14 protein-coding genes and 1 tRNA gene are annotated in these 12,724 nt (G+C 58.4%); 8 read left to right on the top strand and 7 right to left on the bottom strand.

Annotated elements, in window-relative coordinates; genetic code table 11:
• The first annotated feature begins 556 nt into the window (after positions 1-556).
• Entirely contained in the window at positions 557-1,033 is a 477-nt protein-coding gene (locus tag ACKLNI_RS02395) for a hypothetical protein (RefSeq protein ID WP_413717397.1), read from the top strand.
• A 77-nt stretch (positions 1,034-1,110) separates the two neighbouring features.
• Positions 1,111-2,121, top strand: coding sequence for a LuxR family transcriptional regulator (locus ACKLNI_RS02390; RefSeq protein ID WP_413717396.1), 1,011 nt, complete (start codon positions 1,111-1,113; stop codon positions 2,119-2,121).
• Positions 2,122-2,377: 256 nt separating this feature from the next.
• Here the strand turns inward: ACKLNI_RS02390 and ACKLNI_RS02385 are convergent, their stop codons facing one another.
• The 7 genes from ACKLNI_RS02385 to ACKLNI_RS02355 form a co-directional block, all read right to left on the bottom strand.
• Complete coding sequence (locus ACKLNI_RS02385) at positions 2,378-3,361, bottom strand: AAA family ATPase (protein ID WP_413717395.1); 984 nt, start codon at positions 3,359-3,361, stop codon at positions 2,378-2,380.
• Positions 3,358-3,750, bottom strand: a complete 393-nt coding sequence (locus ACKLNI_RS02380; RefSeq protein WP_413717394.1) for a hypothetical protein — start codon at positions 3,748-3,750, stop codon at positions 3,358-3,360. Before ACKLNI_RS02380 ends, ACKLNI_RS02385 begins: the two co-directional genes overlap by 4 nt.
• Complete coding sequence (locus ACKLNI_RS02375; protein WP_413717393.1) at positions 3,750-3,953, bottom strand: hypothetical protein; 204 nt, start codon at positions 3,951-3,953, stop codon at positions 3,750-3,752. The genes ACKLNI_RS02380 and ACKLNI_RS02375 overlap by 1 nt, the downstream gene beginning before the upstream one ends.
• Positions 3,950-4,261 carry a hypothetical protein gene (locus ACKLNI_RS02370; protein WP_413717392.1) on the bottom strand — a complete coding sequence of 104 codons (312 nt, stop codon included), beginning with the start codon at positions 4,259-4,261 and terminating at the stop codon, positions 3,950-3,952. Before ACKLNI_RS02370 ends, ACKLNI_RS02375 begins: the two co-directional genes overlap by 4 nt.
• Positions 4,262-4,609: 348 nt before the next feature.
• Positions 4,610-5,473, bottom strand: a complete 864-nt coding sequence (locus ACKLNI_RS02365; RefSeq protein ID WP_413717391.1) for a hypothetical protein — start codon at positions 5,471-5,473, stop codon at positions 4,610-4,612.
• A 20-nt stretch (positions 5,474-5,493) separates the two neighbouring features.
• Positions 5,494-6,678 (bottom strand): tyrosine-type recombinase/integrase, encoded by a 1,185-nt coding sequence (locus ACKLNI_RS02360; RefSeq protein WP_413717390.1) that lies wholly within the window; start codon positions 6,676-6,678, stop codon positions 5,494-5,496.
• A gap of 148 nt (positions 6,679-6,826) precedes the next feature.
• Positions 6,827-6,916 (bottom strand) — tRNA-Ser (locus ACKLNI_RS02355).
• A gap of 208 nt (positions 6,917-7,124) precedes the next feature.
• On the opposite strand from ACKLNI_RS02355, the gene ACKLNI_RS02350 reads away from it, so the two are divergent.
• From ACKLNI_RS02350 to ACKLNI_RS02325, 6 genes are read left to right on the top strand one after another with little or no spacing between them, the layout of a single operon-like run.
• Entirely contained in the window at positions 7,125-8,153 is a 1,029-nt protein-coding gene (locus tag ACKLNI_RS02350) for an SPOR domain-containing protein (protein WP_413717389.1), read from the top strand.
• 14 nt (positions 8,154-8,167) lie between these two features.
• Positions 8,168-9,364, top strand: coding sequence for a D-alanyl-D-alanine carboxypeptidase family protein (locus ACKLNI_RS02345; RefSeq protein ID WP_413717388.1), 1,197 nt, complete (start codon positions 8,168-8,170; stop codon positions 9,362-9,364).
• On the top strand, positions 9,361-9,981 hold the full coding sequence (tmk, locus tag ACKLNI_RS02340; RefSeq protein ID WP_413717387.1) for a dTMP kinase: 621 nt from the start codon (positions 9,361-9,363) through the stop codon (positions 9,979-9,981). The genes ACKLNI_RS02345 and tmk overlap by 4 nt, the downstream gene beginning before the upstream one ends.
• The gene (locus tag ACKLNI_RS02335) at positions 9,978-11,096 is read left to right on the top strand and encodes a DNA polymerase III subunit delta' (RefSeq protein ID WP_413717386.1); all 1,119 of its coding nucleotides are present in this window, start codon (positions 9,978-9,980) and stop codon (positions 11,094-11,096) included. The genes tmk and ACKLNI_RS02335 overlap by 4 nt, the downstream gene beginning before the upstream one ends.
• A 31-nt stretch (positions 11,097-11,127) precedes the next feature.
• Positions 11,128-11,937, top strand: a complete 810-nt coding sequence (locus ACKLNI_RS02330) for a TatD family hydrolase (protein ID WP_413717385.1) — start codon at positions 11,128-11,130, stop codon at positions 11,935-11,937.
• The gene (locus tag ACKLNI_RS02325) at positions 11,925-12,722 is read left to right on the top strand and encodes an MBL fold metallo-hydrolase (protein ID WP_413717384.1); all 798 of its coding nucleotides are present in this window, start codon (positions 11,925-11,927) and stop codon (positions 12,720-12,722) included. The genes ACKLNI_RS02330 and ACKLNI_RS02325 overlap by 13 nt, the downstream gene beginning before the upstream one ends.
• Positions 12,723-12,724: the final 2 nt, after the last annotated feature.

Below are 12,724 nucleotides of genomic sequence, written 5' to 3'. Positions count from 1 at the left end.
CGAAATGGCAGAATGGTCTGGGCTTTCCGGCGAGGTCCGACCAATCGGTCCGGACTGAAGGCGCGGGTGTTGTGCAACGGTCTGATTGGCGGAACAAAGCAACCGATGATCGAGTTCGCAAGGCGCAAGACGAATTGACCTCGCTCAAGGCAAACCTTGTGCGCTACGTGCAAAACCCCAAGCTCCAAGCCGATCAATAAGAAGAACCGGTTTGTCGTCATAGCAACCATCCGAACAAGGGGACAAACCGATGAAGGCCGTGGTCCAGGACAGATACGGAGGGCCGGAACACCTGCGTCTCGCCGAGATAGCTACGCCGGAACCGCGCGCGTCCGAGGTCACATCATGAAGGATGTCTGCTCGAAGAGCGCTCCGCGAGAACGCAGCTTAGAGTTGAGAACCCTGTCGCGATTTGTAGTCAATTTGGAGGACAGACGTCGAAGAACATCTGCGACACTATCGGTGACATCAATAGCGAGAAACGGCTTGGGGTCTTTGGATGTTCTACTTTGAAAGTTTAAGTCTAGGCCGCGTTAGCATACTTGTATGCGCATCGATGTTTGCTGCGCCGTCCTTAGCCCTTGCCGGTGAAGTTGACCTGGAAAGCGCAGGTTGTCCGGCACTGCCAGAGAAAGGCAGATTCATGTCGATCCACTTGGTCCTGGATGCGCAAGGTAATGGCCGGGATTGCGTGATATCGGCGGAGCCAAAACACCATTGTGAGCAGTTCCACTCGTTTGATGAGGGGTTTCTTTGTTTGGCAATGACCCACAACCCCCGGCCCGACATCACGGCCGCGGAAACGGTTAACTCGACGCGGGTGGACCGACTGATCGTAGATGGCCAAGAAATATTGGATGACTACGGCAAGACGATACTGCGAAAAGATCTCGCGACCGGCCCATCGGGCGAGAACTATCAAGTCGTGGTCGAGCAGGAAATATCCGGAATGTCATATTCTCTGATCGTGGACGTTAGCGCGACACCTGATGGACCGGTGGGCTTCACTTCCGTCAAGGTCATCCACGACTAAGCCTCAGCACCGGGGCAGACCCCAAGCAAACAAGCGCCCAACGTCAAGGTTTGTTGGCTAAACTATCATCGAATGCAGTGTCGGTTTGGGTTAATCTTAACCATATGTGCTCCGAACCTGATGAGACTCCCGAAGCCGATGCGTTGTCGGCCGTTGCGAAAGTCATTCGTGCGGAGACGCTCGCATTTCAGAAGAAGGACTTCGACGCCTGGGCCGCTTGCTTCGTGCAAAATGATGACACGCACGACGTCTTGGTTTCCAACGTCGCAGGCTTGACCGTGCTCGAAGGCTGGCCGGCCGTGGCCTCTCATATGAAACGAGTGTTCCGTGAAGGATTGACACCCGACCTAGTCGATTTTGGGCAGGAGAACATGCGTATCAAGCTGGTCGGTGATTTGGCCTGGGCTGTGTTCGACAGTTGGTCGAGGACCGCCACCGGAGCGAACCTTCGGAGTTTCGATGTCAGGATTCTGCGGCGCGTTGCTGATCAATGGAAGATCGTTTTCAACTCATTTGTCCAACGAGAGATCGAGGGCGCGACCGGTCATTTCGTTGGGGTTGACGGGGCAGGAAACATCGTCTGGGCGAGCCAGGCGACGCTCGGACTTCTGGACAAGCACCCCTTGCTGCGAGCGTCCCAAGGCAAGTTGCGTGCCAAAAGGCCTGAATGGGACGGGGTGCTTCAAGGCGCGATCACTCAATCCGGAAACCATCATGGCTTCTTCGAAACTCATAGAATTTCAGATGAGTTCTGCGGTCCGGCGCAGTACCCGGTAGTTCTCGGGCGGAAAGATTGTGGAGGCGTTGCCGTCATCCAGGTTTCGATTCGCGATTGCATCACCTACGTACGCATAAGCGGTGAAGAAGACCTTGAGCGCCGATTGCGGTTCGCAAAAACCGTTTTCGGACTTTCGCCCGGCCAGCTTCGTATAGCGCGTGAAATTGCGCTGGGAAAAAGCCTGAGGTCCGCCGCAAACAAACAGTCGATCAGCGTTACAACTGCGCGCACCCATCTCGCAAGAGTATACACCAAGACCGGCGTGAGAACACAGGCTGCACTGGTAAGATTACTACTTAGCATCGGATAAATAAGAAGTGGCGCATGATCTGAGCCTCCGTTTCTCGGTTGCTGCGAGGCTCTGATCCACCCAAACAATGGTATATTATTCGCTTCCCGCGCAGGTCCGCTTCGGGCTCGAAGGCGACATCTGCCTCAATCACTCAGATGACCGCTTAAGGGCGAACAGCGGCCATTGAGCCACGTCAATGCCGGGGGGTGTCCAAACTGTCCAATTGTCCATTTCAGTGAGGCGTTCTGGACAAATGGACAGATTGGACAGGGTTTTAACTGGACAACGGATCAGGAGTGAGGCGGTAGCGGCCACGCCCACCTTTCTCGATCTCGCCGCCTTCGACCATGCGCTGGAGCGTCTTCGCACAGAGCTCGTAGTCCAGATCGCCATGTTCGGATATCTCAGACGGTGTCTGCTTGCCTGCCTTGAGGGCCATACGGATGGCCTGCCGGGTCTCGCTGCCGAACACGTCGGACGGACGGCCGAGGTCGGACCAGAGGCAGGAGCCGGGATCGAAGCCAAGCGCGCTCTCGAACTCGGGCAGGTCTCGGCCGCGCCCGTAGAGCACGACACCGTCCGTCGTCTTGGTCAGGATCAGCGTGGTATCCGCGGCCCCTGTCAGACCTGTTGATCCCGAGACCGTGTCGAACGGATCGTCGGCGTCGGCCTTCCGGACATGGTGAACCGCGATGATGGAGAGACCAGTGTCATTGGCGAGCCTGTGGAGGCCACGTAGCGCTGCGTAGTCCCCCTGGTACTGGCTCTCCTTGGCGTTCCCATTTGGGCGCACCGTCGCAAGAGTATCCACGATCAGCAGCTTCGCGTCTGGTGTATGGGAGACCCAGGCCTCGAAGGTGTCGAGACCGCCTGCGTCAAGGCGCGGCCACTCGGTGACGAAGGACAGGGTCTCGGGCCATTCGGCAAAGGGAGGGGTGCTCTTCTGGAGCCGGGACTTGAGCCTCCGGGGATTGTCCTCCAGCGCCGCGTAGAGAACGCGGCCCTGGTCTACGGGACGGCCCAGCACTTCGCATCCGGTTGCCACCCCGTATCCCAGTTGCAGAGCCAGCCAGGACTTCCCCAGCTTTGGCTTGCCTGCCAGCAGCGTCAGACCCTCTGGGATCATGTCCCGGAGAAGCCATGAGACGGGCGGGAACGCGGTGCGCTGGAGTGCCTGCGCCGAGATCATCGGGGGAAGGTCGGGGGAGGCCGGCATGCTGCCGGCCCCCACCTTGGTGAACATGGCATCCCAACTCATGCGGCCGCCCTCCGCGTGGCATGGGCCAGGAACGCGTCCTGGTCTCTCGGAGACAGGCTGAGGAAGGCGGCCGTGAGAACCGCTTTGCGCTCTTCCACCGAGGCAAGACCCGCCCACCATGTGGCATCCTCGATGGGATCGAGAACGGGCGGCAAGGGCATCCCGATGCCTTCCCGTTCTTCCATCGCTCGCAGCACATAGGCCACGTCTTCTGTCTCCATCGAGCGAACGGTCGCCATGAGCAGGCAGGCGCGCTCATATCCAGTCAGGCGGTGCCGCATGACCAGCGAAAGCCCGTCCCAGGCTTCGGCATCGTCGTTCAGCGTCAGGGTGTGGCCGAGCATCCGGCAGACGCGCCGACGATTGTTCTGTGTCACTTCACAGCTCATCAGCGCACCTCCCCGAAGCAGAGGCCGGCGATCAGGCGCGAGCGGCGCGGACTGAGACCGCATCGCTTCTGGAGATGACGGCTTTGCAGGTCGCCGCAAGTCGCATATATCTGGGAGTGGAAATTAGCACGCATAGCAGTTTCCTCTTCCGCCCCGGTGGTGCGTTGCAGCGCACCGTCGGGGCATTTCGTTCTGGGTCTCATGCGGCACCTCCGATCTGGTCGGGAAGGGCCAGCAGGATCGTCAGCGCGGCGGGGTCAATCCGGCTGCAGAAGGCATGGCTGAGCCGGACTAAGGCATCGTGGGTGCGGCAATAGTGCAGGGCCTCCCATCGCGGCTGGCCATGCCTCTGACCGCGTCTCGCCTGCAGTATCCACTGAATGGCATCTTTGCACACGATCACGCGGTGGCGAGTGCCGAGATGGGCCAAGACGCGCCCGTAGGCGTCGGAGGTCTCGTGGTGGCTTCGGGTCGGCCGAGCATGCTGCTGGTTGATTTGTGAGGCCTTCATTTCAGGCACTCCTCGGCTGAGTTCTCTCAGACCGCGTAGTCGTGCCGCTTGACTTGCTCGGATCAGTCCGGTTCGCCGCCATCCAGTCATTCAGATCGGCACCAAGATAAGCCACCTTCCGGCCTATCTTGACCCAAGGTGGACCAACCATTCGGTGCCGCCATTGTGCGAGTTTCTCGCGGGTCCCCAGAACATTAAGCTCCGGGTCTCCAAGGACGTATGTCCGGTTGTCTTCAAAGATTTTTGCCATGCTTAAGTTCCTAATGGCCCACCATTGGGCTACAACAGGATAGACTGATTATTTATTGCTTTCAGTCAGTTGAGTGGCAACAATTGGAATACTTCCAATTACTTCCACCTCCGGACCTCGCGGTCGTAGTATGACACCTGTCGCCTACCAATAGAAAAGCCCGCCTCTGTCAATTCAGCGGCAACAGCCTCCGCCGATAGTCCTTCGGGTATGCCCTCTGGGTAGCGTAGCAGAAACTCACTTTTTGCACCGCTAGGCTTCGGGCCGCGCTTCTTCATTCGTTCCTGCACCTTGGAGTCGTCGCCGTCGTACCAATAGGATTCTCCAAGAAGTAAGTCCTTCAGCAATTGGCCATTTGTCTCCGGCAAGTTCGAAGGGTCAAGGACGATGGACCAACCCAAAAAGGGCTTAACATGCTTCTCAAATATTTCGCTCGTGCCTTGCTCCAAGGCTTCGCCACCTTCATAAAAATTTATCAAATGCCTTATCGTCTGGTTCTTGTGAGTTACTAACCCACTGTCAGCGTCGATACAGCAAAAACGATCCCAAAAGTCGCTCCCATTCATTCGCTTTGCATCGTACTCTTGATAGATTGTCGCCAGCTCGGCCATTTCTCTTAAGGGAAAGTCGAGAAAAAAGTAGAAGAACTGGTCTGGATGGAAAAAGAGTGGCTCAGGAGCTTTAAGTAGATGCCCTGAAGGCGAGCAGATTGTTGGCTCGTATTGATCGCATATGTTTACTAGCAACCAAAACGCGACCACTTCCACATCAAATTGAAAGTCGGTTTTTCGGATGCCGCAATTTGCCAGGTCTCGCTTGTTCAAATCAAGTAGGACCCTTTGTGGGTGGAGTTCGTCTTCCAGAGCTTCACGTGGATTTTTACCTAGTCGCTCGAATACGTCGGCTAGGACTATGTGTTGAGCGAGAAAGCGCGTATGCGCCCTCAACTGGTGCCAATCCATGTAACCGGGGGGGCAATACATTAAGTTTCACCTCGACCTGTATCTTGAACAAAATCCGTCCAATCGGTCATTAGTCGGCGGCGTCTTTCGAGCAAATCGGAGCGAGCGTATGCCCGTTCGACATCAGACCCCACCTGATGTGCCAATGCGGCCTCAGCAATCTCCCTCGGTGCATTCGCCGCTTCAGCGGCCCAATCCCGAAAGCTGCTTCGGAAGCCGTGAACGGTGAACCCATTGGCGTCCATCCGACGGAGGAGCATCAGCATGGACATATTCGAGAGTGGACTGTGCCGCTTCTGCCCTTCAAAGACATACTCGGACTTCATGGCCTTCAGCGGCTCCAGAATCCGCAGCGTCTCGTCAGTCAGGGGGACGCGATGAGCCTTGCCACCCTTCATGCGCTCTGCGGGTACAGTCCATAGCCGCGCCTCGAAGTCGACTTCCGGCCATTTCATCTCAAGCACCTCGGAGGTGCGGCTGGCCGTCAGTATCGTGAACATGAGCGCCTTGGCAGCAATCGCGCTCCGGGAATCCAATCTGGAGTAAAAGGCGGGCACATCGCGCCATGGCATCGCGTCATGGTGCTTTGGTCTGGCCTTGACGCTTGGAAGCACCCTGGCGTCCTTGATGGCTGTCACAGGGTTCTCGCCGGATCGAAAGCCTTTTGACTTGGCGACATCCAGAACCGTCTTGATGCGCTGCGAGAGGCGCCGCGCGGTCTCATGCTTCTCCGTCCAGATGGGAGAGAGGCACATCAACACTTCGGGCTGTCCGATACTATCGACTGGCATGCGTCCGATTTTGGGGAAGGCATATTCGCGCAGAGTGTTAATCCACTGCTGACCGTGCTTGGCGTTCTTCCAAGTCGGCATCCGCTCGATGTGAACCTGCTGTGAGATTTCCTCGAACGTCGGGATTTCCTGCCTGGCGTTGTACCTCGGGTTCAAGCCCTGCTTCGCCATCCGGCGATACTCCAGCGCCCGGTCTCTCGCCTGATGCAAGGTGACGACATCAGCGCCGCCCAAGCCAAAATCCGTTCGGAGCGGAGCGCCTTTACGATTCTTCTGTCCTTTGACGGTGACCCGGACAATCCACCGTCGCGCCCCACTGGGATCAACGACGAGGTAAAGCCCTCCGCCATCGCCATGACGGCCTGGTCCGAGATTCTCTACCAGCTTCTTAGTCAGTTTGCCCGACAGGGCCATCTGAATACCACTTTCCATACCACACAAGGAAAGCATACAGATACAAGCGAATGAAATCCAACAAAACTGGACTTGCGCCGCAAACGACTGAAAATCAATACTTACTGGACTTCAGAGAGACCAGAAAGCATTCAGCTGAATTGATGGGTGGCGGAGGAGGTGGGATTCGAACCCACGGTACGCTTTCACGCACGCCGGTTTTCAAGACCGGTGCATTCGACCACTCTGCCACTCCTCCGGTCGGGCCTTGTTATCGGCAGCAACACGATTCTGAAAGTCGCAAAAGAAGGTAGCGTGAAGGGGCTTTCGGCACCGTCCTGCTGAATGGCTTTGGACGGCTTTTCATGAACCCTTGTTCAATATACACTCCTACCAAACAACAGGGGCCAATTCAAAGGCTCACCCAAAAGTCTCGAGGAACGGCCTTAGGGCCAAGGAGCAGGCAGATGACGATTACCCCGGCACGGTTGACGGCGGTTGTACTTTGCGCGGCGGTTTTCCTTGCAGGATGCCAGGAGCTGACGAATACGAAAACCGCGGACGAGGCAGAGGTGGCGTTGGGCCCGGACGGGCCACGCGTCGAAATTCGCGACGTCGAGCAGCCCGATATCTTCAGCGTGACCGACAAGGGGCTTTGGGACGGCAGGCCGTCTCTTGGCGGCGTCTGGGTCGCGCATCCCGACGTGGGCGATCCTGAACGCGCCAAGATCACGAACACAGGAAATGGCCAGACCGTATCGGGCGCCTTGTTCCGCCGAGAACGCGCGAACCCAGGCCCTCGAATCCAGGTTTCTTCCGATGCTGCCGCAGCCCTCGGTATGCTGGCGGGGCAACCGGCCGACCTCAGCATCGTCGTGGTCCGGCAGGAGAAGATCGAACTGGAGCCGGAACCGCTGCCGCTTTCTGATGAAGACAATCAAGCAGGGACGGTCGAAGAGGAAGCGGATGCGGACGACGGCTCTGACAGTGCCGCCGCGACGGTAGCTGTTGCCGGTGCCACCGTCGCAGCCGAAGTCGCCGATCAGCCACAAAGGCAAGGCTTCTGGGCGAAGTTCCGCGAAAGCCTGCGCAACAAGCCAGAAGCCGATGCAGGAGAGCTCGAAGCCGCGGCCGAGAGTGCTGCTGTCCCCGAAGTCGAAACCGCGCCGCTCGATCCTGTGACAACCGTTGCTGCCGCGGCCATTGCAGAGGCAGAGCTTTCCGAAGAAAGACCCGCTCCGCGCGCTTCCGCGCCGTCGAGTGTCAGGAACCCTTATATTCAGGTCGGTCTTTTCAGTGTCGAGGAGAACGCAAGCGCAGCAGCGGCCAGTCTGAGACAAGCGGGCATCGTCCCGGAGATCCGTGGACAGCAGTCGGGCGACGCGACGCTTTGGCGTGTGTTTGTCGGCCCGATCTCCACGACCGACGACCAGGCAGCGCTGCTCGCACAGATCAAGCAACTTGGCTATAAAGACGCCTTCCTGTCGCCAAACTGACCAGGAGACCGAAAATGATACGTCGCCTCACGTTTCTCTTCGCCATCATCCTTGTTTCCGCCTGCGGCGTCAGGCCCGAACCGGCGCGTGCAGCTTTTCAGACACAGGCCACGGCAGCCTATATTTATGATGTGACCAACGATACGGTCCTGTTTGAAAAGAACGCCAATGAGCCTTTGCCACCCGCCTCGATGTCAAAGCTGATGACGCTCTACATGTTATTCAATGCGCTTCGGACCGGAATGAAAATGCCGGATGGTAAGCCGATTGAACTGAATAGCATTTTCAGCGTCTCGACAAAGGCCAAGTCCATGGGCGGCTCGACCATGTTCCTGAATGAATTGGACAAGCCAGATGTCGAAAGCCTGATCAAGGGAATCATCGTTCAATCGGGGAACGATGCCTGCGTCGTGGTGGCCGAAGGACTCGCAGGGACGGAAGCTGATTTCGCCAAGAATATGAACACAATGGCCCCCCAAATCGGCCTGACGAATTCCACATTCACAAACTCTTCCGGATGGCCGGAACCGGGACATCGCATGTCAATGCGTGATCTGGGAATACTCGCGACGCGGCTGATCACCGATTTCCCAGAATACTACAAGTATTTCGCTCTCGAAGAATATGACTTCGACAGTCGCGCGCCTGCAAACCGTTTCAACCGCAATCCGGTATTGGGGCTCGGGTTGGGTGCTGATGGACTCAAGACCGGTCACACCGAGGAGGCGGGCTATGGCCTCGTTGGGTCTGCCGTTCAAGGTGACAGGCGGATTGTATTCGTCTTTACGGGGCTGCAAACGCAAGCCGACCGACGCCAGGAAGCCGAAGCGATGATCAACTGGGCTTTCCGGCAGTTTGTCGAAAAAAACTTTGCAAAAGCGGGCCACGTCGTGACAGAAATCCCGGTCTGGCTGGGCGACCATCAAAGTCTAAATGCGGTTGCGGAGAGCGATATCCGGCTTCTGTTGCCTGCCATCGGCGGGGATACGGTTGAAACCCGTGTGGATTATCGCCGACCGCTCAAAGCGCCGATCGCGGCCGGTGACAAAGTTGCGGAACTGGTGGTCACGGCCCCCGACATGCCCGAGAAGCGCATACCCCTGGTTGCCGATCGCGATGTGGTCGAAGGTGGTTTTCTTCCTAAAGTCCGGGCTTCCGCCTACGTCCTGTTTGACAAGGCGATGGGACAGGTGCAGACGCTCATGGAATGAGTGTCGGACGTTTCATCAGTTTCGAGGGCATTGACGGGTCGGGCAAGTCGACGCAAGCTAGGCTTGCGGCCGCGCACCTTGAACGCAAGGGCGTTGATGTTGTTCTGACACGTGAACCGGGCGGATCGCCGGGCGCCGAAGAGATCCGGCGTCTTTTGGTTGAAGGAGATCCGGAACGCTGGTCCGCCGAGACCGAGATCCTTCTGTTTACCGCTGCACGCCGCGATCATCTTGAGAAGACGATCTTGCCGGCGCTGGCACGGGGCGCGGTTGTAATCACGGACAGGTTTGCGGATTCCACACGGGTCTACCAGGGCGCGGCGCGGGGTGACCTCAGGCAGTTGGTGGACCAGCTTCATTCGGCGGTGATCGGACGGGACCCCGACCTGACCTTTGTGATCGACATGAAACCCGAGGACGCTCTTCGGCGCGGTCTGGCAAGGAAGAGCGGTGAAGACCGGTTCGAGGACATGGGCCTGGAATTCCAGATCAAGCTTCGTGAGGGCTTTCTGAGACTTGTCGGGGACGCTCCCGATCGCTGTTGGCTTGTCGATGGGGCAAGGGACGCCGCCGTTGTCGCCGAGGAAATTGCCAGCCGTCTGGATGCCTTCCTGTGAGCGACGAGATCCTACCCGAAGCCGATCGGCTGGAAGGCGCACCACATCCTCGGGAGACCGCCGCGTTATTTGGCCAGCAGGCCGCCGAGGACGCTCTCTTGGAGGCGATCGAAAGCGGTCGAATGCATCATGCATGGCTGTTGACCGGACCAAAGGGAGTTGGGAAGGCGACCTTGGCATGGCGCGCGGCGCGCTTTCTTCTGGCACGGCCGGTGGGCGGCCAGAATCCCCTCTTCGGCGACGCTTCTTTCGTAAGCGACCTGAGCGTGGCAGGCGACCACCCCGTCTCACGGCGGATTGCGGCGATGTCCGAGCCGGGTCTTTTGCCAATACGGCGTCCGTGGGATGCGGATAAAAAGCGGTTCAAGACCCAGATCACGGTGGACGAAGTTCGCAAGCTGAACAGCTTCTTCGGCCTCAGCGCCACAGATGGCGGGTTCCGCGTGGTCATCGTGGATAGCGCCGACGAGATGAACACGGCAGCCGCGAATGCGCTTCTGAAGGTTCTGGAAGAGCCGCCCAGAAACGCGGTTCTGTTTCTTGTCAGCCACCGCCCCGCCCGTCTCTTGCCGACGATCCGGTCCAGATGCCGGGAATTGCGGCTTTCGTCGCTTGAACCGGAACCTCTTGCACAGGCGTTGGCGCAGGCCGGGATGACGATTGAAGCGTCCGCCGAACTCGCCGAGTTGTCCGGCGGTTCAGTTGGTGAGGCCTTGAGACTTTCGGCGCTGGACGGGGTCGGGCTTTATACGAGCATCGTCGAATTGCTTTCATCCGCACCCCGGATGGACCGTCAGAAAGCCACTGCCCTAGCCGAACATGCGGCCCAGCGCGGTGCGGAGGATCGGCTCGATCTGACTATCCGGATGATCGACAAGGCACTTGCGCGGCTTGCCCGAACAGGTGCCGGCCATGTGGTCGATCACGACGTCGCAGACGGTGAGACCGAGGTTCTGTCGCGCCTTTCGCCTAACCTTTCGAAGGCGCAAGCCTGGGCCGAACTAAACCAGGTTCTGGGTCAACGGATGGCCCATGGCCGCGCCGTGAACATCGACCCCGCGTCTCTTGTCCTGGACGCCCTGCTTCAGATCAATGAAACGGCCGGCCAATCTTGACCACCGGGCGCGCATCCATAATACGGCAATCATGCCAGAGATTTCCGAACACCCCCTGATCACCGACAGCCATTGCCACCTCGACTTCCCGCAGTTCGAGGGCGAGTTGGATGATCTGGTGAACCGAGCTGCAGTTCGCGGAGTGCATCGGATGGTCAGCATATGCACGAAGCTGAGGCTTCTTCCGCAAGTCCGCGCGCTGGCCGAGGCACATGACGCCATTTTTTTTGCGGCCGGAACGCATCCGATGTCTGCAGCGGACGAACCTCTTGCAAGCGTGGACGAACTCGTTGCCATTGCGAAGCATCCGAAATTCGTCGGCATCGGCGAAACTGGGCTCGACTATCACTACACCGCAGACACCAAGAGCGTTCAGCAAACCAGTCTTCGCATCCACATCGAAGCAGCCCGGCAGACGGGATTGCCCTTGATCATTCATGCACGGGATGCCGACGAAGACATGGCCCGTATCCTGCGCGAAGAACACAAGGCCGGCGCCTACTCCTGTGTCATGCATTGCTTCTCTTCCGGCCCCAAACTGGCCGAGGAAGCCCTGGCTCTCGGGTTTTATCTGTCCATGTCGGGAATTGCCGCCTTTCCCAAGAGCCAGAGCCTGAGAGACATATTCGCGGCAGCACCGGTTGACCGCATACTGGTGGAAACCGACGCACCCTATCTTGCGCCGCCCCCAAACAGGGGCAAGCGCAACGAACCGGCCTTCGTCGCGGACACCGCGCGGGTTGGAGCAGAGGTGTTCGGAATGGACTATCCCAAGTTTGCGGCGCAAACAGAGGCCAACTTCGCAAGACTGTTCGACAAGGCGGCAAGATGGCGGAACTGATCTTCACGATACTGGGGTGCGGATCATCCGGCGGTGTCCCTCGCCTGGGTGGAAACTGGGGCGACTGCGACCCGAACAATCCCAAGAACCGGCGAACACGCTGCTCGCTTCTGGTGGAGCGCGTCACCGAGGAAGGTACAACCCGTGTCCTGATCGACACCTCGCCCGATATGCGCCAGCAACTTCTGGACGCGGGCGTGGGTGACCTCGATGCGGTGATATACACCCATGGCCATGCGGATCATGTCCATGGGATCGACGACCTGCGCATGATCGTCTTCAACCGCAAAGGCCGCTTGCCTGTATGGGCCGATGGCGCCACTCAGGAACGGCTGTATGGGAGCTTTGCTTATGTCTTCCATCAACCGGCGGGTTCGCCTTATCCACCGCTTCTGGACATGAATACGATTTCGGGCGATTTCGAAATCACAGGCGACGGCGGCACCATCACGTTCAAGCCCTTCCACGTGGGGCATGGATCGATCGACGCGCTGGGCTTCAGGATCAAGTCCCTGGCCTATCTGCCTGACGTCGCCGAGATCCCGGAGAACTCATGGTCGCTTCTTCAGGGACTGGACATCTGGATCCTGGATGCGCTGCGACGTACGCCACATCCGACACACGCACATCTCGCCCGGGCGCTGGAGTGGATTGAAAAGGTTGGCCCGAAGCGCGCCGTTCTGACGAACATGCATGTCGATCTCGACTACGAAACGGTTCTGAACGAAACACCTGCGGATGTCGAACCGGCCTTCGACGGCATGCGTCTGACCGTGCCAGACTGAGC

Origin of the sequence: Silicimonas lutimaris, assembly GCF_047314965.1 — a bacterium.
In the GTDB taxonomy this organism is placed as follows: Bacteria; Pseudomonadota; Alphaproteobacteria; order Rhodobacterales; family Rhodobacteraceae; genus JAVJUV01.
Note: the sequence above shows the minus strand (reverse complement) of the source record. Positions and strands in the feature narration are given on the sequence as shown.